Raw genomic sequence first — 20,977 nt, 5'->3', positions numbered from 1 at the left:
CGGGGACTAGAGTAGGGCCATGGGAATCCGCACGTCAACTACGGTGCGTGACATGGCGGCGGTGACAACCCCGAAACCCAAATTTCACATCCCGAAATTAAATTTCCAGAGGACTATGGTGCAACTCACTTTCCGGTGCTAATCTCGATCTTGTCAAGGCGGGCCCCCGGACTCCGGGGAAGCTATCTACCAGGCGCAATTCAACCTTCAAAAGCAAAAGCTGAAGCCTGGTAACCGTCGCATCTGGCCCTTCCGTCTCACCTCGGTATACCGGCTTCCCAGCAAGGGAGTCGCATCATGAGTACCACCGTCCCGGCCGAACAGTTCCTGGCCAGATCAATCCAGCTGGCCACGGCCAACGTCTTGAACAGCGGCGGGCCGTTCGGCGCCGTCATAGTCACCGCGGCCGGTCAAGCGTTCGACGGCGTTAACCGCGTCACCGCCACCAACGATCCCACCGCTCACGCCGAAGTCACGGCCATCCGGAAGGCCTGCAGCGAACTGGGCACCTTCGATCTTCGCGGAGCCACCCTTTACGCGAGCTGCGAGCCGTGCCCCATGTGCCTCGCGTCCGCCCTCTGGGCGCGGGTGGAGTGCGTTATCTTCGCGGCGGACCGGAACGACGCGGCGTCCGTGGGCTTCGATGACGCAGTGTTCTACGAATACTTCGAAAACAAGCAGCGCGAGTTGCTCATGCCCGTGGCAAAACTGGAGCTCGAAGATCCCCAAGCGCCCAGCATCCTCGAACCGTTCAACACCTGGAACGCGCTCGATTCCAGGATTGACTACTAGGGCCGGTGGCTGAGATGACTATGCAGGACCAAATTCCCGAGCGCACCCAAGTGACCTCACCCCAGAAAAGTGCGGCCTCGCTGCAGCAGCCCGATTCCAGCCGGAGCCGGACCGTCCCTCAACCGGCGTCGACCGCTTTCCTGGACCGCTTCTTCCACATCACACGGCGCGGCTCCACCGTTGCCCGGGAGGTGCGCGGCGGCCTGGTCACGTTCTTCACCATGGCCTACATCGTCATTCTGAATCCGCTGATCCTCGGCGGTTTCAGCGCGGATAACGCTCCCGTGGACGTCGCCGGCGGCTGGCTTTCTGCCACGCAGGTCGGGGCCGTCACCGGCCTCACCGCCGGCGTTATGACCATCCTGTTCGGCCTGATCGCCAACCTGCCGTTCGGCCTCGCTGCAGGACTGGGCATCAACTCCTTCCTCGCCGTTGCCGTCATCCACGAAGTCACATGGCCCGAAGCCATGGGGCTGGTGGTCATCAACGGCATCCTGATCGTCCTCTTCGGCGTTACCGGCGCCAGGACGGCCATCTTCCGGGCCGTCCCCAAGGAGCTGAAGGCCGCCATCACCGTCGGTATCGGCCTGTTCATCGCCTTCATCGGCTTCGTCGACTCCGGCTTCGTGAAGGCGACAACGGCGGGGCCGCCGGTCCAGCTGGGCGATAACGGTTCCATCACCTCCATCCCCACCCTGGTGTTCATCGTAGGACTGCTGGTCATGGGCATCCTCGTGGCCCGCAAGGTCCAAGGCGGCCTGCTCATCGGCATCACCGCCACGACGGCGCTGGCCGCGGTGGTTGAGGCCATTATGCACATCGGGCCTTTAAGCCGGGCCAACCCTGGCGGCTGGCACCTGAACACCCCCGTGCTCTCCGGCCAGCTCGTATCAGCCCCTGACCTTGGCCTGGTGGGGCAGTTCGATCTATTCGGTGCGTTCGGCCGGATCGGCGGGCTCGCTGCCACCATGCTGGTCTTCACCCTCGTGTTCACGAACTTCTTCGACGCCATGGGCACCATGACCGGCCTAGCCAAGAGCGCCGGCGTCGCCCACAAGGACGGCACGTTCCCGCGGCTCAAGTCGGCCTTCATTGTCGAAGGACTCGGCGCCGTCGCCGGCGGGGCCACCTCCGGCTCCTCCAACACCGTCTATATCGATTCGGCGGCGGGCATCGGGGAAGGCGCCCGCACCGGTCTGGCCTCCGTGGTCACCGGCGCGCTGTTTCTCGGCTCAATGTTCCTCACCCCGCTCACCAGCATGGTCCCGCTGGAAGTGGCGGCCGCCGCCCTGGTGGTGGTGGGCGCCATGATGATGGCCCAGATCCGCGAGATCAAGTTCAGTAAGTTCTCCGTGGCGCTCCCGGCCTTCCTGACCATTGTCACCATGCCCCTGAGCTATTCCATCGCCAACGGCATCGGCGTCGGTTTCGTCTCCTGGGCAGTCATCGGTGCCAGCTCCGGGAAAGCGAAGAAAATCCACCCGCTGATGTGGGTCGTCACGGCCGGCTTCCTAATCTACTTCGCCCGCGGCCCCATCAACGCGCTGTTGGGCGCGTAGCGGATTCGCGCTGCGCTTTCTAACGGATGCCCCGGAGATCCAGGGCGCGGAAACCCGAAAGCGCAGCGCATATCTGCCAGGCCCGGCCGGGCGGTTCTTCCCCCGGCCCACGACAGAGGACTAAGAATATGGATACCATCGCCGCTCAGGAAAAGGGAGTACAGCAATGCTGGATCTGATGCCGTCACTGGGCCAATGGCAGCCCGCGGCCGCTGGCCAGCGCTGCGCCGTGGCCACCGTGGTGGGGACAGGCGGTTCGGTTCCACGGCCGCTGGGCACGTCCATGCTGGTGTCCGAGACCGGCGAGGTGCTGGGCAGCCTGTCCGGCGGCTGCGTTGAGGGCGCTGTGGTGCAGGCTGCACTGGAGGCAATGCGCGACGGCGGCACGCGCCGTGAGTTTTTCGGCTACAGCGCCGAGGACGCGTTCGCCGTCGGCCTCACCTGCGGCGGCGAGCTGGAGGTCCACATCGAACCGATCGGTTCGCCCTCCGGCGGGCTGCTGTTGGCGAGCCTGCACCTGCTCACCGGCACTGCAGCCGGCGGCGACCCCGGCGACCCCGGCGGCCCCGCTCCAGGTCGCGGGGTGGCGCTGATCCGCAGGGTGGACGCCCGCGGGGGCGGCGCCGTAGCAGTTCGTGATCCGGCGTCGTTCCAGGCGGCGCATTCTCCGGAACTTGCCGCGCTGCTGGGCGCCGCAGGCGCAACCGGTGGCTCCGCTTCCGCCGGAGTCCCGACCGGCGCCGCCGGATCGTCCACCGGTTCCGACGCGGGGGCCCTGATGCTGGCAGCAGCGGCCCAGCTGGAGCCGCTGCTACGCGGAGGCCGGACCGGACTGGTCCGGCTTGCGCCTCCTCAGGGCTATTCGAGCGGCAGCCCCGGCCTGGAGGACACGAGACCGGCTCCGGAACCCATCACCCTCCTCGTCGAAAGCAGGCTTCCGCCGGCGCGCATGCTCGTGTTCGGTGCCAACGACTTCGGCGCGGCGCTCCTGCCGGCCGCCAAGCTGCTGGGCTATCACGTCAGCCTGTGCGATGCCCGCCCGGCCTTCGCGGGACAGGAACGGTTCGCGGTGGCGGACCATGTTGTCACGGACTGGCCGCACCGGTACCTGGCCGCGGAAGCGGCCTTGGGACGAATCGACGCCCGGACGGTGGTCTGCATCCTCACGCACGACCCGAAGTTCGAGCTCCCCCTGCTGGAAACCGCGCTCGCTATGGACCTGGCCTACGTGGGCGCCATGGGGTCGCGCCGCAGCCACCGCCAGCGAATCGACTCCCTGCTCACCGCCGGCGTGGCGGCGGAGGACCTGGCACGGTTGCATTCGCCCATCGGGCTGGACCTCGGCGCCGTCACGCCCGCCGAGGTGGCCGTGTCTATCACGGCCGAGCTCGTGGCCAGCCGCAACCGTGGCGCATCTTCGGCCGCCGGGTCGCTCCGAGACGGGAGCGGACCCATCCACCACTACGTCACCACCCCGCAACTCCAGGAGATCCCATGGACATGAATACCATCGGTGCGGTTGTCCGCACCGCGGACCCGGCCGAATGGCGCGACGGCGATGCCTGGCTTGCCGGCGGCACCGTCCTTTTCTCCTACGGAAGCCTCGCCTTCGGCAACGAGCCGCTACGCCGGCTTCTGGACCTCGGCTCCACAGGGTGGCCCGCCGTCACGGTGACGGAGGAGGGCATCGAGCTCGCGGCAACGTGCACGGTCGCGGAACTGTATGCGCTGCCTGACGAGCCCGGGCCCGGGGTTCACCCCGGATCCTGGCCCGCACTGGCCCTCTTCCGCCCCTGCTGCGATTCCTTCGTGGCCTCCTTCAAGGTCTGGAACATGTCCACCGTGGGCGGCAACCTGTGCACGTCGCTGCCCGCAGGCCCCATGATTTCGCTGTGCGCAGCGCTTGATGGCCAAGCCACCATCCTGTGCCCGGGCGGCGACAGCCGCACCGTTCCGGTGGCGGAGTTCGTGACGGGGGACGGGCGGAACTGCCTGGCACCGGGCGAGCTCCTGCGCAGCGTCCTCCTCCCGGCGTCGGCCCTTGCCTCCCGGGCCGCATTCCGCCGGTTGTCGCTGAGCAACCTGGGACGGTCCGGGGTGCTGTTGATCGGAAGGCTCGACGGTGGCGGAGGCCTGGTCCTCACCGTCACCGCAGCGACCAAGCGCCCCGTGCAACTGCGCTTCGACACGCTCCCGGGCGCCGACAGCCTCGCCGGCGCCCTCGAGGCCGCCATCCCGCACGCCCTCTACCACAACGACATCCACGGCCTGCCAGCCTGGCGCAAGGACATGACCCACCGGATGGCGGAAGAAATCCGCGCCGAACTTTCAACGCCGGCAGGCGACACTCCACAGCACGTTTCCGGTGACTTCTGGCCCCCTCGGGCCCCGGCACTCAAGACGGCCCCGAACACACCTCGGAATGCATTCCCGACGGAAGCGGCCTGAACATGGCCATCGAGATCAACGGCGCCCCGGCGCACGCCGAGCCGCGCCCAGGCCAATGCCTGCGCACATTCCTCCGGGAGGAGGGCAACTTCGGCGTCAAGAAGGGCTGCGACGGGGGCGACTGCGGGGCGTGCACGGTTCACGTGGACGGCATTCCCGTCCACAGTTGCATCTATCCCGCCGTCCGTGCTGACGGCCATGCCGTCACCACAATCGAGGGATTGTCCTGCCCACGCGGAATTGCCCCGGACGGAACCGGTGACGCTGGCACCCTGCACCCGATGCAGCGGCAGTTCCTCGACGGGCAGGGCTTCCAGTGCGGGTTCTGCACCGCTGGCATGGTGATGACCGCCGCCACCTTCGATGAGGCGCAGAGGGAAAACCTGCCCCGCAGCCTCAAGGGAAACCTTTGCCGCTGCACGGGCTACCGGGCCATCGAGGACGCGGTCTGCGGCAGGGAAGGACACCCCGGTCCCGCTGGCCCGGGCTCGGGCATCGCCGGGGGAGGAAAGCCTGATCCGAAACCGGGCCAGCTGGGCGATGACGTCCCCGCCCCGGCCAGCCTTGCCGTAGTCACGGGCAAGGCCCGCTACACCCTGGATGTTCCGGCGGAAGAACTCCCGGGGCTACTGCACGTGAAGCTCCTGCGCTCGCCCCATGCCCACGCAAGGGTTGTCGCGATCGACAAGACGGCCGCACTGGAAGTTCCGGGCGTTGTGGCGGTCTTCACCCACGAGGATGCCCCGGCCCAACTGTTCTCCACCGCTCAGCACGAGCTCTACACGGATGATCCGGACGACACCCGAGTGCTGGACGACGTGGTGCGTTTCATCGGGCAGCGGGTGGCTGCCGTCGTCGCGGATTCGGTCGGCGCGGCGGAAGCCGGGGTCCGGGCGCTCCGGGTCGATTACGACGTGCTGGACGCCGTCTTCACCCCGGAAGAGGCCATGCTCACCGGCGCCCCCGCCATCCACGGGGACAAAGACGCGGTTACGGCCCGCATCGGCCGGCCGCAAGAGAACGTGGTGGCCGAGCTGCATTCGGAACTCGGTGACCTTGCAGCCGGATTCGCCGGGGCGGACTTCATCCACGAGCAGACCTACCGGACCCAGCGGGTCCAACACACGGCTCTGGAGACGCACGCCTCCATCGCCTCCATCGACCGCGACGGCCGTCTGCACATCAGGACCTCCAGCCAGGTGCCTTTCCTCGTCCGCCGGACGTTGGCCCGGGTTTTCGGCCTGCCGCAGGAACAGATCCGCGTGGTGGCCGGTCGGGTAGGCGGCGGCTTCGGCGGGAAACAGGAGGTACTGACCGAGGACATCGTGGCGCTCGTCTCCCTAAAACTTAAGCGCCCCGTCCAGCTCGAATTCACCCGGACCGAACAGTTCACTGCCTCCACCACCCGGCACCCGTTTACCATTCACCTGAAGGCCGGCGCCAGCAAGGACGGCCGGCTCACAGCCCTGCAACTCAACGTACTCACCAACACCGGCGCCTACGGCAACCACGCCCCGGGCGTGATGTTCCACGGCTGCGGCGAATCCTTGGGCGTCTACAAATGTGCCAACAAGAAGGTGGACGCCCACGCGGTGTACACCAATACGGTGCCCTCGGGCGCTTTCCGCGGGTACGGCCTGAGTCAGACGATCTTCGCCATCGAATCCGGCATCGACGAGCTCGCCACGGGCATCGGAATGGACCCCATGGAATTCCGGCGCCGCAACATGGTCCGCGACGGCGACGAGATGCTATCCACCCATGACGAGCCGGAAGAGGACGTTCACTACGGCAGCTACGGGCTGGACCAGTGCACACTCCTGGTGCAGGACGCCCTGGCACGCGGGCTGGAGCGGTACCGCGGGGCCGGGCTCGACGACCTGGGACCGGACTGGGTTACGGGGGTGGGATCAGCCCTGTCCATGATCGACACGGTCCCGCCCCGCGGCCACTTCGCCCACTCCCGGCTCAGGCTCCTTCCGGACGGAACCTACGCTGCCGACGTCGGAACAGCCGAATTCGGAAACGGCACCACCACGGTCCACGCCCAGCTCGCGGCCACGGCACTGTCTTCCACGGCGGGGCGCGTCACCGTGCGCCAGTCGGACACGGACCTCGTGGAGCACGATTCGGGCGCGTTCGGATCGGCCGGGACGGTGGTGGCCGGCAAGGCCACTCTCGCCGCGGCGGAGGACCTCGCCGTACGGATCCTCGGCTTTGCCGCCGGAATCCGGGGCGTTCAGTCTTCGGGCTGCCAGCTGGAGGAGGACGCAGTCCTCTGCGAGGGAATCCGGGTACCGCTGACCGAAATCCACGACGCCGCGGTGCAGGCCGGCGTCGAACTCGCCTCCGAAGGCCATTGGGGCGGGACGCCGCGCTCTGTGGCGTTCAACGTCCAGGGTTTCCGCGTTGCGGTCAACACGGGGACTGGTGAGCTGCGAATCCTGCAGAGCGTCCAGGCGGCGGACGCCGGCGTAGTGGTCAACCCGAGGCAGTGCCGCGGCCAGATCGAAGGCGGCATCGCGCAGGCGCTGGGCGCCGCGCTGTATGAGGAAGTCCGCGTGGACGACGGCGGCAGGGTCACCACGGACATCCTGCGCCAGTACCACATCCCCTCCTTCGCGGATGTGCCGCGCAGCGAGGTGTACTTCGCCGAAACCAGCGACAAACTAGGGCCGCTGGGTGCGAAGTCCATGAGCGAGAGCCCGTTCAACCCGGTGGCACCGGCACTCGCGAACGCCATCCGGAACGCCACCGGCGTGCGCTTCGCGGAGCTGCCGATCGCCCGGGACAAGATCTATCTGGGCCTAAAGGAAGCGGGGCTGGTCCCTGCTGTTGGGGGCGCTAACCGCCTGTAGCCGGATGATGGGAAAGGCATACTTGGCAAGTCCGGACGGACCGTCTCCAACGTCGGGCTGGAAACCTGGCAGCTCGGCGCGAACCGGGGCAACGTTGACCGGAGCAGGCCCGGGCTATTCTGACTGCGTCGGTGGCCGCCGGTACGGTCACCGACGCAGCGTCCGACGCCGGCGTCCGCGACATCTAAAACCGCCGCTTCAGCGAATCAACCCATCCCCGCTGGTAGCCGGCGGCACGGGGTCAGTCCAGCAGCGGCAGCTGGTCGGGAGTATCGAGGTCCTCCCCGCCGGACTGATCGCTGCAGTCCACCAAATCGATAAGTTCCGGGAGTGCCTGCAGGAACAGCCGGGCGCCGACGTCGCCCGTTGCCGACTCCGCGGCACCGGAACGCAGGGAGGCGTCCAGCAGCAGGGGATGGCCTCGTCTGAGTTTGCCGTCCGCACCGCGGTAGGCTGCCGCGGTCACCCGGCCGGGTCGGTGGCCGGCCAGGAGCCGGGCCACGATTGCCGGAGTGAGCCCGGGCTGGTCCACGAGGGCGATCATCACACTTTCATTGGGGGCGGCGGCTGCCACCCCCAGCCGGAACGAGCCGCCCATCCCGTTGGCCCAGCCCAAATTCTCAATCACTGTGTGCCGCCGGAGGTCGGTGGCTGCTCTGACTACGGACGCGTCCGCACCGAGCACCACCACCACTTCGCGGCAGCCGCCGTCGAGCAGCACATCGGCAAGCACCTCAACGAGGGCGCTGCCCCTAAACGGCAGCAGTGCCTTCGGGCCGCGCCCCAGCCGCGTGCCTGCACCGGCGGCCAGGAGGACCGCCGTTACGGGCGGTTGGTTGTTCCTCATGTGCCTACCCTAGCTTCCACCGGGGGCCCGACAGCTGGCCGCGGATCCGTACGACACTAGATGGAGTGGGACTGCGGACCAACCAGATCGAATTCGAAAATACCACCTACGATCGCTTGGGCTGGTACTTCAATGAGAAGCTCTTCTGGGGCGAAGAAGTGGTGGACCGAAACTCACCGGCCTTCTAAACATAGTCCAGTCAGCTGCCGCCCAGCCGATGCTCCCCGAACGAAAAGCGACGTTCCATCCCTAGGACGGGAGCGTCCTTTTGAGGAACCCTTACCGGGCGGTTAGGGCAGAGAATGTCACAGGGACGCCGCCGCTCCCTGTGCCCGGTAGGAGTCGAGAGCGTGCTTGTCGTTGTTGTCGGCTGCCACGAAGCCGCGAATTCGACACCCACACAGCGCACTGGTTCGCCAGCGCTGACGGGAGCCCGTAGTATTCATCAGTTTGTTTGTACAGCAGGGCGAGCGGATGCACGTACGCGCGCGGCCCAAGCCCTCATAGTGGCAGAGGTCCGATGGGTGTCCCAAAACAAGTTGGCTGAACTGTTAGACGTTCCCCGTGCCCCGGCCTACCGAGTTCCAGCGGGTCCAGCCCCAAAGTAGTGACGTTTTAGCGCTGCTAAAATACCGCCATTTATTGTTGTGATCCACAGGACTATTCGAAGGACCAGCCCTGCGCCAATCGCGGCCACCAGGGGGTGACCTTGCGGTACCCGCCGATCAGCGCCATTGCCGCCCGCATGCCCGGCCGGCAACTTGGACCGGACCTGGCGGGCTACGTCGTCTCCGCCGCTTTCGGCATCAGGGCCAGTCCCCGGAGATGACTAGGGCTCGACGAGCGTCAGAATTGTTTCCGGGCGGACGCCGTCGAATTTCATCGCCCCGGCTACCTCTTGCGACTCCATAACTCGCTGGAAAGTTTCCATGTCGGGGACTTGGACGATCAGGCCTACACGGTGGCTCTTTGCCGGGTCGGTGAAGGTTCGAACCGTGATGCCCAGAGGCCCGAAGACTTCTTCCCGTTTGGGTGAACTGAGCCAGTGTTCGACGTCGTCGACTTCATGGAAGATCAATAGTGTTGGCATCGTTTGCCTCTGCTTTCTGGGACTGTGCCAGGAGCCGGGCTGGTCAAGGGGCCGCGTCTGGACATCCTGATCACGCTGAACGTACCACGGCCCCGGAAGCGGCGGTAGTAGGGAGAAATGACAGCCCGGACCCGTGCGCGCCTACCGGCTGCTCACCTGGCCGGACAGCTTCGCGATGGGTGCGAGCACGAGCGGGCGGGCGGCGTACCACCCGGCCGCTGTAAGGGCGATGGCCGCCGCGAAGAGCCAGAACCCCACCCAGTTCACCTCGTCGGTGCCGCCGAACATGTGGTTTAGGTTGCGCAGCGCACCGGTCGCAAATACCAGGAACACGTGGACGACAATGAAGAGCACGAAAAACAACATCGTGGGGAAGTGGACCGCTCGGGCAACCTCCAACGGGTAGGCCTTGTTCAGCGTCCTCGCGTTCTTGGGCCAGAACTCGCTCATGCGCACCCCCGTGATCGCCGCGAGCGGGGCCGCGATGAACACCACGATGAAGTACATGAGCTGCTGCAGGCTGTTGTAGTTCACCCAGCCACTCTCAACGGGCCAGTCAAGGGTCATGTACTGCAGGAGCGACGACAGCGCATTCAGGAACGCCTCCCAGCTGGTCGGTACCAGCCGCACCCAGCGGCCGGAGGCAAACAGCAGCACCACAAAGAGCAGTCCGTTTGTCAGCCACAAAATGTCCAGCAACTGGTGCAGCCACAGGTTGATGCTGATTTTCTTGCCGCCGCGCTTCGGCGTCCAGAATGCCGGCGGCTTCTGCTGGGTGCGCACCTGGTAGCCGGAGCGAATGATGAGCACCATCAGGAAGATATTCAGGAAGTGAGCCCACTGCGCCCACCACGGGAAGCCGGGCTCGGCGCTATCGGGCAGGTCATACGCGCCCGGGTACCTCTTGAGGAACTCCGGCACGCCCGGCAGCGTCGTCACACCGCGCGCGGCCAGCAACAGAATCCCGGCGGCGGCCATGGCACCGACCGCGAGGAGCACAACCAACCTGATCCACTGGCCCAGGGAGCGCGAACCGTAGAGCCGTGCCTTGGCTGCGGCCTTCGCCGGTTTATCTGCAGCGACTGCCTGCGGGACAGCCGGTGCTGGAGGCACGACGGCGGTGGGTGCGGAGGGTGCCTCACTCACCACGGCCGGTGCTTCAGACGAGGCAAGAGCGGGTGCTGCAGTTTCGGCAGTCACCGCAGCAGGTGCCTCAGCGACAGCCGTGGTGACTGCCGGGGCGACAGCCGTTGTAGCAGGTACGGGCGAGCATCCTTCGGGCGGCCAGGGTTCACCTCCGGGGATGCGAGGAAGGCCGCGACGAAGCCGGGTGGTTCCCGCCGTCGTCGTCGGTGTGGCCGGTGCGGTGGCCAGGGCAGCTGCTGGCGACGTCGATGCCGGCACTCCCGTCCGGGCGGCAGCAGTAACAGGAGCGGCCGGTGCGGGAGGTACCGAGGCAACTGCTGCTGAAACCTCGCCGGCTGGCGGCCAGGGCTCGCCGCCCGGCACCCGCGGCAGGCCACGGCGGAGCTGCCGCGGCCCGGCATCGGCGTTCACGGCAGGCGGCGCAGCGGACACCGCCGTCGCCCGCGTTGCCGTTTCCTGAACGGGGGCGGAGAGATCGGCCGGGGCAGCAGCAAAAAGTGCGGGTGCCTCGCCTGCTGCCGGCCAGGACTCGCCGCCCGGCACGCGCGGCAGGCCCCGCCGGATGGACCGAGACTGAGCTGCCATCATTACTTCTTCCGGGCCTCAAGCGCGCTGATCAGCTGGGGAACAACCTTGAAGAGGTCGCCCACCACGCCGAAGTCGGCGATCTCGAAGATCGGCGCGTCCGCATCCTTGTTGATGGCGACGATCGTTTTGGCGGTCTGCATGCCGGCCCGGTGCTGAATGGCCCCGGAAATGCCCAGCGCGATATACAGCTGCGCGGACACAGAAACCCCGGTCTGGCCCACCTGTTGCGACTGCGGGACGAAGCCCGCATCCACCGCGGCCCGCGAAGCACCAACGGCGGCGCCCAGGGCATCGGCGAGCTGTTCGACCAGGGCGAACTGTTCCACCGACCCGAGGCCGCGTCCACCCGCGACCACCCTCGCGGCACCACGCAGCTCCGGCCGCGAGGCGGCGGCCACGATCTCCTCGAACGAGTCGATCCGCGCAGCCGGCTTCCCGGAAGCCGCCACGGCCAGGGTCTCCGACGCCTCCGGCTGCGCCGTGGCGCGGGCCTCGATGGAGCCCTGGCGAACCGTAATCACCGGCGCCCCGAATGTGGACGTTGACGTCACGTTGTACGCACCGCCGTAGACCGAATGGTGTGCCACGACGCCCTCATCATCACGGGACACGCCGATCGCGTCCACGGACACCGCGGCACGCGAACGGGCAGCGTACCGGCCGGCAAGGTCGCGCCCATTCAGGGAATGCGAAATCAGGATCGCGTCCGGCTGCACCTGCTCCACGGCGGCGGCAAGGGCGTCAACGCCAGGCACTCCGAGCGCGGCAGGATCCGGTGTCTCGGCGATCAGGACGTGCGCGGCACCCAGGGCCGCGGCCTCCGCGGCGGCGCTCCCTGCGCCGGGACCGGCGAGGACCAGGGCAATTGGCGTGCCGACCGCAGCGGCAGCGCCGAAGAGCCCGGCCGCAGCCTTCTCGAGTTCACCGGCTGCCCCGGTTTCGACGACGACGAGGATGGCGTCACGAGGGAATTCAGTCATGTCGTTTGATCCTTACGCCAGTCGGTTTTCGGTCAGGAAGTCAGCCAGCTTCTCGCCGGCATCACCCTCGTCAACGATCTTTACGCCCGCCGCGCGCGGGGGCTTTTCTGCCACCGTCAGCATGATCGACCGCGCCGCGTCCGGGTCCTCTGCCGTGACCCCCAGGTCCGCGAGGGTCAGCGTCTCCAGGGGCTTCTTTTTCGCGGCCATGATGCCCTTGAAGTTCGGGAAGCGGGGCCCGGGAAGCGCCTCGGTAATGGAAATCACCGCGGGCAGGGGTGCTGATACTTTCTGCACGCCGGCGTCGATCGGCCGGGAGCCGGACACCGCGCCGTCGCTGATCTCCACGACGCTGAGGCCGGTGGCATGCGGCACGTTAAGCAATTCTGCAAGCATCGCGGGAATCATGCCGCCGGATCCATCCGTGGAGACGTTGCCGGTGATGACCAGGTCAAACTCCGTGCGACGGATCGCTGCTGCGAGGGTTTCAGCGGTCAGTCCAAGATCGGCGCCCCGGAGCGCCTCGTCACAGATGTGGGTGGCGCTCCCCGCGCCCATCGCAAGCCCCTTACGTATGGTCGCCGTCGCACTCTCGGGTGCGAGGGAGAGGAGCGCGACCTCGGTTCCCTCGTTCGCGTCGGCGTACTTCAGTGCCAGCTCCAAGGCACGCTCGCCGATCTCGTCGATGACTGTTTCGCTGGCTTCGCGATCGGCGAGGCCTGTTTCAAGGTTCAGTATTCGGTCCCCGTAGGTGTCGGGGACTTCCTTTACTAAAACGATAATCTTCATTGACGGCTCTTCCTGTGGCGGGCACGCCTCCACAGCGGAGACGGGTCGGATCTCCCTAGAGTTTACGAAGGTCTTGGACGGCTTGGCCTGCAGGGGCCGTGTCGGGCCGTTCCTGCTGCAGTTCCGGGGGATTAGCGGCCCCCGCGGACTCGGTCTAGGGCAGCCGGGACGGGCGCAGGACGGTCGCGTCGCCCGCACGGTCCGGATCAAGCGGCACCGGGCTGATCAGGACCGCCGCTCCTCGGGGCAGGACGCCGTCGGACAGCACCTGGCAGCGCACGCCGCCGCGTCCGCGCATGGCATTATGGGCGCCCGGGGCGAGCATCTCATCCATCCAGGCACAAGGGTGCGCAGGCCGGCCGGCCTTGAGCCGCACCAGCCCCGCACGGGATTCCAATGCGAAGTCATGTCCGAGCAGCGGCGCAAGCTCGGCTCCTCGGATCACCACGTTGCGGCGCGTCAGCAGCGGGTCAAGGGGCGCCGTGCCCAGCTCGGTCGCGATGGCTTCGAGAGCCTCGACGGCAAACACCGTGACTGCGGCATCCATGTGCGCGGCCTTGCCGAAGAACCGGTCACCGACGATGCCCTTGCCGGCGACCAGTTCCACGTGCTCGGCATCTGTGGTCGGGACGTCGGCCGCACCCTCGCGGGCGCGGCCGAAGTAGGCGTGCGCCGGCGACACGAGCAGGTGCAGGATCTCGACGTCGTGCCTGTACGCCGGCTGCGCTGGCTCCGGAATCACGGGCCTAGTCGGCGAGGATCTGGTAGAGCGCGCGGCGGGTCTCATCGATCTTTTCCATCGCAGCCGTCCGTTGTTCCTCCGTGGCCGAGAAGCGGAACTGGTGGATGACTCCCATCAGTTTGCCCACGCTCTGATGGAACGCCGGGCCGGATCCCTGCGGGTCGGTGTTCCAGGCGTTCCCCAGCTCTTCGGCGTGCTCGGCCACGTAGGCCTTGCCCGCGTCCGTGAGTGTGAACTCTGTGCGCCGGCCGTCGCCGACGGGCGCAATAAGTTCTTCATCAACGAGTTGCTGCAGCGTGGGGTATACAGAGCCCGGGCTGGGACGCCACGCACCGGAGGTCCTTTCCGCGATGGTCTTGATCAGGCCATAGCCGTTCGAGGGTGACTCGGCCAGCAGGGAGAGAATCGCCGAGCGCACGTCGCCCCTGTTGGCCCGGCGTGGCCCGCCCGGACCAAACCCGGGACCGAAACCCGGGCCGAAGCCTGGCCCGAACCCGCGGCCGCCCCCGAAGCCGCCGTGGCCGTGCGGTCCCCGGCGGCACCGGCCGCGTCCGAATCGTCCTTCGGCAGGTCCGCCCTCGGTGAATATATCGTCGTTAATGCCTTTCATAGCGGCATCGTCCTTCCAATGTGGTGGTGGTGCTCTGGTTCTTGCCGATCCTTCGGCGATACTTAACGATATATCTCCGAATATCGAGGGTCAAGGGATCTTGGGTAGCAGGTTGTGCGACGCTTACGCGCGGGTTGCCATTCTCCTGCCGGTAGTACGGAGCCAACTTCGCTGACATGCCTGGCGGAGGCTTAGGAGGGACGCGCGCCGCCAGGGCCGCTCGGGGTCAGGCTCCCTGGGAGGACATGGCGGCGGGATCTGGCCACCATAGACGCCCAAGTGCTCTTCGCTGGCGGCGCCCACGACGTCATGATTGACGCCTATAGCTCCTATGCGGCGATGCAGGAACTACCCCACGCCAAGCTTGTGCTTTACAGCGACGCCGGGTACGCATTCCTACTCCAGCACCTCGGAGAGTTCGTCCGTAAAGTCCAAATTTGCTTGGCGAGTTGAACACACCGGAAATTCTGCGGCAGGCACAGGTGTCGGCTGGGCCAGAATCCTTGCGAGTCAGCTTCGGCGCCGGCATCGTCAAATTAATTTGTTTTTTGCAAATCCTGTGGTGTTTCCTCTGGCTTCTTAGTGACAATTTCGACGGCGGTGCGAACCCTCTTCGATTTCGCCTCAGCCGTGGATTCGGATATCGCGCAAGGACTGTTATCACGGCCCTGAGGCGCTAGTAGGCGGGGGATACGGCCCGGCGCCACGCGTGCATGGCGTGCTTCACGGCGTGTTTCACCGCACTTTTATGGCCGTCCTTTTGGGAACTGGCATAAAAAATATAAGTGTGTATGGTATTGGGTACACGCAAGAACAGAAAGGTGTGATTCCTTTGTCCGGAAAATCGCTTAAGAGCGGCAGCGCCAAAAAAACGGGGAAAACAATTATCGAAAAGCGGGCCGAAAAAAGAGCTAAAAACGAGTCCGGCGACGGGCTGTTCGCAAAACCGCGCAAAAACCAGCGCTAACATGCCGCGGGCGGCCGGATGCGAGACTCCAGCCCCATCGGCCGCCCGCACCACTCCTGACGTGCCAGGTATGGCGCGCACCCTTGGAACCGCAGCCCTTCGTTTCAGTCACAAGGACAAGAACCATGAACGCCATTTACAACGCCCTGATTGTTCCGGCCCAACTCATCCAACCGGTCCGGATCGAGTGCGTGGACACCGCCGTGCCCGTCCTGCAGAAACTGGTGGCGGGGAACATCGAAGCCATCGCCGGCAGTAACTGGCATGCCTACCTCAATGACGAGGGATACCGGCTGCCCCAGAACGACCGGGCCGAGGTGCTTATCCGCGAGGCGGGCGTCGACCTCGACGACTTCATCAACGGGAGGGTGGTGTTCCTCGGCCACGGACCCCGGGGCGAAGAAGCAAACGTCCCCTTCCGCCTCATCCGGCTGGCCGAACAGCTCTTTGACTTGCCGCTGGCAGCCTAAGCCTCGTCTCGCGCGTCACGGCTGCGCCGCCGGCGTCAGGGGCAGAGTTCCTCTGCCCTAGACTCCGCCGCCGTCTCCAGCCCGGGGTACCTCGCCCGCTGCTTATCAGCTGGGTGGACATTAATCCGTCCGGGGTGGACATGATCATGCCCTGGACTTCCTCGCCCATGGGGTACGAGGGCTTGGATCCGTCCACCGGCACCTCGATGAAGGTACGCAGCCGCCAGCCGCCAGCCGCCAGCTGGCCAGCCGCCAGCCGCTGGCCAGTTGCTGTTGAAGGGACGAGGATTCGGTCGTGTCGGTTCCCCTTTGTTGACGGTGTGCCCGGCGGTGTGCCCGGCGGTGTGCCCGGCGGCTGAGGCCGCTGTGAGGCAATAAAAAGCCGTGCGGGTGGGTAGCCCAGACCCGCGGATTACTGCGCGAGGCGGGCAGGAGAGGTCAGACGCGGTCCCCGGCCGGCCCGGCATAGCTCGATGACCAGGACCGGAAGAACGGCAGTCACCAGCGGGGTTCCGTACCCGTCGTGGTCAGGTTCATGCCGACCGCTGCCACCAGCAACCCGGCCGCGACGGCGGGCAGGCGATGCCGGCGTCGTTGATCAGGACGTCGAGTCCGCCGAGCGCCCTGCCCGCGTCATGCCGGCGGGGCTGCATAGCGGCGAATTAACCGCTGAAGCCGAGTGCTGTACGCGCGTTCTGTCTGAGTTCGGTGAGTTCTTTGCGCGCCGCGAGGGCTTGATCCAGGGTGACGGCGACGAATCTTGTGGACGTACCGGGGGCGGCGCGGGCCAGCAGATCCATGTCGGCGCTGATGACTGTTCCCACCATGGCGTAGCCGCCGCCGGAGACGGCATCACGGTGCAGGATGATGGGCTGGGTGCCGCCGGGGATCTGGATGGACCCGACGGCGTAGCCGGCATCCACAATGTTGGACGGGTCGGAACCGGCACCGAAAGGCTGCTCCCGTTCTTTCCACGTGACGCCGGGGCCGGAGTATCGCAAACCCATTCGGTCGGCCACGGGGGTCACCTTCCACTCGCTGTTCAGGAGGTTGCCCAGCCCTTCGGCCGTGAGCCGGTGGTCATACAGGCCCAGCACGATCCTGACAGTCTGCTCTCTTGCGAAGAGCGGACGGAATTCTTCCGGAACAGTATCGGCGTCGGGTCCCGCTCCGCGGTAGAGCGCAGTGCCTAAGGGAACCTGGTCGCCGGCCTCCAGCTTGCGGCCGTGGAATCCGCCAATCGCTCCGAGGCTGTAGGTGGACCGGCTTCCCAGCACCTCGGGAACATCGATACCCCCCTGGACGGCGAGGTAGTAGCGCGTGCCACCCTGAATGACTCCAAAGCTGAGTTCATCCCCTGCGCTCAGCTGCAGGCGGGTCCATTGGTGCCGGGGTTCGCCGTTGACCTTCACTTCAACCGGTGCTCCGGTGATGGCGATGAGGGCATCCTGATCGGTGGTCAGCGCCGGGCCCATGTAGGTGCATTCAAGGACGGCCTCCTTGGCGGTGTTGCCCACCAGCACATTGCCGAGTTCGGCCGAGTACTGGTCCATGGATCCGCTCTGCGGGATGCCGACGTTGTAGTGGCCGGTGCGTCCTTGGTCCTGGACCGTGGTGGCAAGGCCGGGGCTCTTGATGTCAAACGCCATTGAGGGCCTCCATGAGAGCCTGGTTGTAGCCTTCGGGATCCGCCAGCGCCTTGGACAGATCGAATGTCACGGGCGCTTGCCGGTAGCGGAACGTCCCTGCGGAAATCTCGGCCTGGATGCTGTTGTATTCGGCCTCGGTCACCGGCTTGAACTTCACGATGTCGCCCGGCCGGAAAAACACCATGAAGTCCTTGAAATCGGCCAGCGACTGCGCCGGGTCGAAGATCGGCGCGGCTGCGACTCCGAACATCTGGTACCCGCCGGCTCCGCGCACGGAGTAGATGCAGCCGAAGCAGCCCCCGTGGCCCACAGTCAGCGCGGGTGTATCGGTGCGCGGACTCAGATACTTGGGCACTTCAAGCTGTTTCTCGCGATCAACCAGTTGGAAGAGAAACGGCAGGCCGGCGACAAATCCGACCATGGAGACAAGCCAGGGTTGCTCGTGGTGCCTCTTGATGAACTCCCCAGCGTCCTTGAGATTGTTGACTTTCGCCGCGTAGTCAATGTCGCTGCCGCCCGGCTCCTGATGGAAACCCTCGCGGAAGCGCTCTGCCACTTCGGCCGTGAAGGGATCGTCATACCAGACAGGAACCTCGATGATCCGGGTCTCGAGCGCCTGCTGTTGATGGTGGGCAAGGTCCCCTTCAATCGTCCGCAGAGTTTGTTCCAGGGTCGACGGCGGCAGGACGTCGGGATCGAACCTCACCAATAGTGAGGCGTTGGCAGGGCATACGTCCACAATGCCCGGCAGTATCAGGTCTGAAAGCTTCTCGGCAAGGGTCATGACCCGGAAATTGGCGGCCAAGCTCATGGACTCAGAGACTTCGACGAACAGGAATTCGTCTCCACCCCAGGTGTAACGGGCCTCCAACACGGCGGGTTCCGGGCTACTCATGTTGCCTCCATCAGGTCGGTGACGGTTTCTATGAACTTCGAGTGGTGGCTAACGGCAGCGAATTCGGGCCGTCTAAGGAGCTTCTTGAGCACCGGGACGGTTGTCTTGACCCCTTCTATTCGTGTCTCATCCAGGGCAGTCAGCATCGCTTCAGTGGCGGCTTCGCGGGTGTCTTTATGGACGATGAGCTTGGCCAGCATGGAGTCGTAGTACGGGCTGACCGACGACCCGACCTCCACCCCGGTGTCAATCCGGACCCAGTCGCCGGCGGGCCATTCCAAGGCGGTGATGACACCCGGGCTGGGGAAGAAATTGTTGTCCGGGTCCTCGGCGTTGAGGCGGCACTCGATGGCGTGGCCGCTGAATCGGATGTCCTCCTGCCCGATGGACATGGATCCGGTGGAGGCAATGAGCAGCTGTTCACGGATCAGGTCAACGCCGGTGATTTGCTCCGTGATGGGGTGCTCAACCTGGATTCGCGTGTTCATTTCTATAAATGCGGCCTCGTGGCCGGCCGGGTCGTAGAGGAATTCGACCGTTCCGGCGCCGCTGTAGCCGCATTCCCGGGCGAGCTCCACGGACGATTCCCGGATGGTCCGGCGGACGGCGTCGGGAAGGTCCGGCGCAGGGGCTTCCTCGATGACTTTCTGCGAGCGTCGCTGCATGGAGCAGTCGCGGTCTCCTAGGTGGATGAAGTTGGTTCCATCGCCAAGGATCTGTACCTCCACGTGCCGGGCATGCTGCACAAAGCGCTCCAGGTAGACGGTCGGATCTCCGAACACCGATGCCGCTTCGCCGCGCGCCATCTCTATGGTTTCCAGCAGTTCGTCTTCTTTGTGCACAAAGCGGATGCCCCGGCCCCCGCCGCCGGCGGAGGCCTTGACGACCAGCGGATAACCGATGCCGCGGGCCGCTTCCAGGGCATCGGCTTCGGGGTCGAGCGGACCGTCCGTACCACGGAGCACCGGGACGCCCGCCTTGCGGGCAGATTCCCTGGCCATGGACTTGTTGCCCATCATTTCGATCGCATCAGCGTCCGGACCCACCCAGGTCAGGCCTGCCTCTGCGACCTTCCGGGCGAACACCGCGTTTTCGGAGAGGAATCCATATCCCGGGTGGATGGCATCGCAGCCGTTCTCCACAGCTGCAGCCAGGATGGCGTCCTGGTTCAGGTAGCTGGCGGGGGCGGGCGCCGGTCCGACCACAACGAAGCCATCGGCTGTGCGCGCGGCCAGGGAATCGGCGTCAGGTTCGCTGGCCACCAGGAGCGTCTCGATGCCCATCTCGCGGGCGGTCCGGGCGATCCGCACGGCTATTTCGCCGCGGTTGGCGATGAGTAACTTCTTCATGGCTATCCTTCTCGAATGACGATAATGGTGTCACCCGGATTGACCATTTCGCCCTCATTGACCTCGAAGGATTCGAGGGTCCCTGCCACATCGGATTGGACTTCGGTGAACTGCTTCATGATTTCGATGATGCCGACGGTCTGCCCGATCTCGATGGTGTCGCCCTCGTTGGCGAACGGCGGCTTGCCCGGGCCGGGCTTGCGGTAAAAGACTCCGGGGAGGGGGGAAATGATGTTTGCCACGTGATGCTCGCTTTCAGATGGTTTGGATTTGGTTGGGTTAGCCCAGTACCGCGCGCACGGCGCTGGCGACGGCGGTTGAGTTGGGCGCGTCGGAGTGCACACAGATGCTCCGGAACGGGATGTTCAATTCGGTGCCGTCAACGGCCAGCACTGGCTCGCCGGCCAAGGCCCGGCGGACGCGCTCGGCGGCGGCTGCGGGATCAGTGGGAACCGGGCGGCGCTGGATCAACAGCTCTCCGGCCGGACCATAGTTGAGGTCGACATAGAGTTCGGGCACGAATTCCACGCCCATGGCCCGGCATACGACTTCGTGGGCGGTCCCGGCGAGCCCGTAAAACGGAACCCCGAACTGCAGCGCTGCTCCGGCGGCTGACTGCATCAGCTCCTCGTCACCAGCCAACATCCCATACAGGGCGCCGTGGGGTTTGATGTGGTTCAGCTTCAGCCCGTGCTTACCGAGGAACGCCGTCAAGGCCCCGGTCTGGTAGAGGATGATCGACTCGACTTCGTCAGGGCTGAGCACCATTCGACGCCGCCCGAAGCCCACCACGTCGGGGAGGCCGGGGTGCGATCCGACAGCCACCCCGTGCGCTGCGGCTAGCGCCACGGTCCGGTTCATAACGTCGGGATCGCCCGCGTGGTAACCACAGGCCACGTTCGCGACATCGATGATGCGCATGAGGTCCTCGTCGTTGCCGAATTCGTGGAGGCCCAGGCCCTCGCCCATATCGGAGTTCAGCAACACACGCCCTTGAGTGCGGGGTGAGGTGTCAGGGGTCACAGTTGTTTGCATGAGGCAACGCTACTCAGCATTCCGCTGCACCGATATCCTGCAGGTCGACGAATCGGATGGCCTGACTTAGCCTTGATCCACCGATCCGCGGTTGGTCCTGACTGTTTGTCAGGGGCGGCCGCGGTTCTTGGTTTCGGGCATGGCGGATTCCCGGCCTCGCTGC

Annotated in this window: 22 protein-coding genes; 9 read left to right on the top strand and 13 right to left on the bottom strand. The window is 65.8% G+C overall.

Annotated features, from left to right (window positions below):
- The first annotated feature begins 297 nt into the window (after nucleotides 1–297).
- From ABIB14_RS17205 to ABIB14_RS17185, 5 genes are all read left to right on the top strand, one after another.
- Nucleotides 298–792: a nucleoside deaminase gene (locus ABIB14_RS17205; protein ID WP_354237127.1), complete on the top strand. Its 495-nt coding sequence runs from the start codon at nucleotides 298–300 to the stop codon at nucleotides 790–792.
- 14 nt (nucleotides 793–806) lie between these two features.
- Nucleotides 807–2,351: an NCS2 family permease gene (locus ABIB14_RS17200; protein WP_354237138.1), complete on the top strand. Its 1,545-nt coding sequence runs from the start codon at nucleotides 807–809 to the stop codon at nucleotides 2,349–2,351.
- Between the two features lie 166 nt (nucleotides 2,352–2,517).
- Nucleotides 2,518–3,855, top strand: a complete 1,338-nt coding sequence (locus ABIB14_RS17195) for an XdhC family protein (protein ID WP_354237126.1) — start codon at nucleotides 2,518–2,520, stop codon at nucleotides 3,853–3,855.
- Nucleotides 3,846–4,799 (top strand): FAD binding domain-containing protein, encoded by a 954-nt coding sequence (locus tag ABIB14_RS17190; RefSeq protein WP_354237125.1) that lies wholly within the window; start codon nucleotides 3,846–3,848, stop codon nucleotides 4,797–4,799. The genes ABIB14_RS17195 and ABIB14_RS17190 overlap by 10 nt, the downstream gene beginning before the upstream one ends.
- 2 nt (nucleotides 4,800–4,801) lie before the next feature.
- Nucleotides 4,802–7,657 (top strand): molybdopterin-dependent oxidoreductase, encoded by a 2,856-nt coding sequence (locus ABIB14_RS17185; protein WP_354237124.1) that lies wholly within the window; start codon nucleotides 4,802–4,804, stop codon nucleotides 7,655–7,657.
- Between the two features lie 241 nt (nucleotides 7,658–7,898).
- On the opposite strand, the gene nboR is transcribed toward ABIB14_RS17185, so the two are convergent.
- A complete protein-coding gene (nboR, locus tag ABIB14_RS17180) occupies nucleotides 7,899–8,504 on the bottom strand; it encodes a nicotine blue oxidoreductase (RefSeq protein ID WP_354237123.1) in 606 nt (201 codons plus the stop codon).
- Nucleotides 8,505–8,569: 65 nt separating this feature from the next.
- On the opposite strand from nboR, the gene ABIB14_RS17175 reads away from it, so the two are divergent.
- Entirely contained in the window at nucleotides 8,570–8,692 is a 123-nt protein-coding gene (locus ABIB14_RS17175; protein ID WP_354237122.1) for a hypothetical protein, read from the top strand.
- Nucleotides 8,693–9,333: 641 nt separating this feature from the next.
- Here ABIB14_RS17175 and ABIB14_RS17170 read toward each other — a convergent pair.
- Nucleotides 9,334–9,594: a hypothetical protein gene (locus ABIB14_RS17170; RefSeq protein ID WP_354237121.1), complete on the bottom strand. Its 261-nt coding sequence runs from the start codon at nucleotides 9,592–9,594 to the stop codon at nucleotides 9,334–9,336.
- Between the two features lie 141 nt (nucleotides 9,595–9,735).
- Nucleotides 9,736–10,740 (bottom strand): cytochrome b/b6 domain-containing protein, encoded by a 1,005-nt coding sequence (locus tag ABIB14_RS17165; protein ID WP_354237120.1) that lies wholly within the window; start codon nucleotides 10,738–10,740, stop codon nucleotides 9,736–9,738.
- A gap of 157 nt (nucleotides 10,741–10,897) precedes the next feature.
- On the opposite strand from ABIB14_RS17165, the gene ABIB14_RS17160 reads away from it, so the two are divergent.
- A complete protein-coding gene (locus ABIB14_RS17160; protein ID WP_354237119.1) occupies nucleotides 10,898–11,200 on the top strand; it encodes a hypothetical protein in 303 nt (100 codons plus the stop codon).
- A gap of 127 nt (nucleotides 11,201–11,327) precedes the next feature.
- Here ABIB14_RS17160 and ABIB14_RS17155 read toward each other — a convergent pair whose 3' ends face one another.
- From ABIB14_RS17155 to ABIB14_RS17140, 4 genes are all read right to left on the bottom strand, one after another.
- Nucleotides 11,328–12,308 (bottom strand): electron transfer flavoprotein subunit alpha/FixB family protein, encoded by a 981-nt coding sequence (locus ABIB14_RS17155; RefSeq protein ID WP_354237118.1) that lies wholly within the window; start codon nucleotides 12,306–12,308, stop codon nucleotides 11,328–11,330.
- 12 nt (nucleotides 12,309–12,320) lie between these two features.
- Nucleotides 12,321–13,097 carry an electron transfer flavoprotein subunit beta/FixA family protein gene (locus tag ABIB14_RS17150; RefSeq protein ID WP_354237117.1) on the bottom strand — a complete coding sequence of 259 codons (777 nt, stop codon included), beginning with the start codon at nucleotides 13,095–13,097 and terminating at the stop codon, nucleotides 12,321–12,323.
- Between the two features lie 154 nt (nucleotides 13,098–13,251).
- On the bottom strand, nucleotides 13,252–13,839 hold the full coding sequence (locus tag ABIB14_RS17145; RefSeq protein WP_354237116.1) for an MOSC domain-containing protein: 588 nt from the start codon (nucleotides 13,837–13,839) through the stop codon (nucleotides 13,252–13,254).
- 4 nt (nucleotides 13,840–13,843) lie between these two features.
- On the bottom strand, nucleotides 13,844–14,449 hold the full coding sequence (locus tag ABIB14_RS17140) for a PadR family transcriptional regulator (protein WP_354237115.1): 606 nt from the start codon (nucleotides 14,447–14,449) through the stop codon (nucleotides 13,844–13,846).
- 730 nt (nucleotides 14,450–15,179) lie between these two features.
- Between ABIB14_RS17140 and ABIB14_RS17135 the strand changes: the two genes are divergently transcribed.
- A complete protein-coding gene (locus tag ABIB14_RS17135; RefSeq protein ID WP_354237114.1) occupies nucleotides 15,180–15,416 on the top strand; it encodes a hypothetical protein in 237 nt (78 codons plus the stop codon).
- Between the two features lie 125 nt (nucleotides 15,417–15,541).
- A complete protein-coding gene (locus ABIB14_RS17130) occupies nucleotides 15,542–15,886 on the top strand; it encodes a DUF3846 domain-containing protein (RefSeq protein ID WP_354237113.1) in 345 nt (114 codons plus the stop codon).
- Here ABIB14_RS17130 and ABIB14_RS17125 read toward each other — a convergent pair.
- From ABIB14_RS17125 to pxpA, 6 genes are all read right to left on the bottom strand, one after another.
- A complete protein-coding gene (locus ABIB14_RS17125; protein ID WP_354237137.1) occupies nucleotides 15,840–16,106 on the bottom strand; it encodes a lipocalin-like domain-containing protein in 267 nt (88 codons plus the stop codon). The genes ABIB14_RS17130 and ABIB14_RS17125 overlap by 47 nt on opposite strands.
- A gap of 442 nt (nucleotides 16,107–16,548) precedes the next feature.
- Nucleotides 16,549–17,535 (bottom strand): 5-oxoprolinase subunit C family protein, encoded by a 987-nt coding sequence (locus ABIB14_RS17120; RefSeq protein ID WP_354237112.1) that lies wholly within the window; start codon nucleotides 17,533–17,535, stop codon nucleotides 16,549–16,551.
- Nucleotides 17,525–18,430 carry a 5-oxoprolinase subunit B family protein gene (locus ABIB14_RS17115; protein ID WP_354237111.1) on the bottom strand — a complete coding sequence of 302 codons (906 nt, stop codon included), beginning with the start codon at nucleotides 18,428–18,430 and terminating at the stop codon, nucleotides 17,525–17,527. Before ABIB14_RS17115 ends, ABIB14_RS17120 begins: the two co-directional genes overlap by 11 nt.
- The gene (locus tag ABIB14_RS17110) at nucleotides 18,427–19,779 is read right to left on the bottom strand and encodes an acetyl-CoA carboxylase biotin carboxylase subunit (RefSeq protein WP_354237110.1); all 1,353 of its coding nucleotides are present in this window, start codon (nucleotides 19,777–19,779) and stop codon (nucleotides 18,427–18,429) included. Before ABIB14_RS17110 ends, ABIB14_RS17115 begins: the two co-directional genes overlap by 4 nt.
- A gap of 2 nt (nucleotides 19,780–19,781) precedes the next feature.
- The gene (locus tag ABIB14_RS17105; RefSeq protein ID WP_354237109.1) at nucleotides 19,782–20,021 is read right to left on the bottom strand and encodes an acetyl-CoA carboxylase; all 240 of its coding nucleotides are present in this window, start codon (nucleotides 20,019–20,021) and stop codon (nucleotides 19,782–19,784) included.
- 37 nt (nucleotides 20,022–20,058) lie between these two features.
- Nucleotides 20,059–20,814: a 5-oxoprolinase subunit PxpA gene (gene pxpA, locus ABIB14_RS17100; RefSeq protein WP_354237108.1), complete on the bottom strand. Its 756-nt coding sequence runs from the start codon at nucleotides 20,812–20,814 to the stop codon at nucleotides 20,059–20,061.
- Nucleotides 20,815–20,977 lie beyond the last annotated feature (163 nt).

This window comes from Arthrobacter sp. UYEF3 (assembly GCF_040546245.1).
Classification (GTDB): Bacteria; Actinomycetota; Actinomycetes; order Actinomycetales; family Micrococcaceae; genus Arthrobacter.
Note: the sequence above shows the minus strand (reverse complement) of the source record. Positions and strands in the feature narration are given on the sequence as shown.

Coding starts and splice junctions, on each gene's coding strand:
- ABIB14_RS17205 (WP_354237127.1), top strand. CDS start 298: ATGAGTACCACCGTCCCGGCCGAACAGTTCCTGGCCAGATCAATCCAG.
- ABIB14_RS17200 (WP_354237138.1), top strand. CDS start 807: ATGACTATGCAGGACCAAATTCCCGAGCGCACCCAAGTGACCTCACCC.
- ABIB14_RS17195 (WP_354237126.1), top strand. CDS start 2,518: ATGCTGGATCTGATGCCGTCACTGGGCCAATGGCAGCCCGCGGCCGCT.
- ABIB14_RS17190 (WP_354237125.1), top strand. CDS start 3,846: ATGGACATGAATACCATCGGTGCGGTTGTCCGCACCGCGGACCCGGCC.
- ABIB14_RS17185 (WP_354237124.1), top strand. CDS start 4,802: ATGGCCATCGAGATCAACGGCGCCCCGGCGCACGCCGAGCCGCGCCCA.
- nboR (WP_354237123.1), bottom strand. CDS start 8,504: ATGAGGAACAACCAACCGCCCGTAACGGCGGTCCTCCTGGCCGCCGGT.
- ABIB14_RS17170 (WP_354237121.1), bottom strand. CDS start 9,594: ATGCCAACACTATTGATCTTCCATGAAGTCGACGACGTCGAACACTGG.
- ABIB14_RS17160 (WP_354237119.1), top strand. CDS start 10,898: ATGCGAGGAAGGCCGCGACGAAGCCGGGTGGTTCCCGCCGTCGTCGTC.
- ABIB14_RS17155 (WP_354237118.1), bottom strand. CDS start 12,308: ATGACTGAATTCCCTCGTGACGCCATCCTCGTCGTCGTCGAAACCGGG.
- ABIB14_RS17150 (WP_354237117.1), bottom strand. CDS start 13,097: ATGAAGATTATCGTTTTAGTAAAGGAAGTCCCCGACACCTACGGGGAC.
- ABIB14_RS17140 (WP_354237115.1), bottom strand. CDS start 14,449: ATGAAAGGCATTAACGACGATATATTCACCGAGGGCGGACCTGCCGAA.
- ABIB14_RS17130 (WP_354237113.1), top strand. CDS start 15,542: ATGAACGCCATTTACAACGCCCTGATTGTTCCGGCCCAACTCATCCAA.
- ABIB14_RS17120 (WP_354237112.1), bottom strand. CDS start 17,535: ATGGCGTTTGACATCAAGAGCCCCGGCCTTGCCACCACGGTCCAGGAC.
- ABIB14_RS17115 (WP_354237111.1), bottom strand. CDS start 18,430: ATGAGTAGCCCGGAACCCGCCGTGTTGGAGGCCCGTTACACCTGGGGT.
- ABIB14_RS17110 (WP_354237110.1), bottom strand. CDS start 19,779: ATGAAGAAGTTACTCATCGCCAACCGCGGCGAAATAGCCGTGCGGATC.
- pxpA (WP_354237108.1), bottom strand. CDS start 20,814: ATGCAAACAACTGTGACCCCTGACACCTCACCCCGCACTCAAGGGCGT.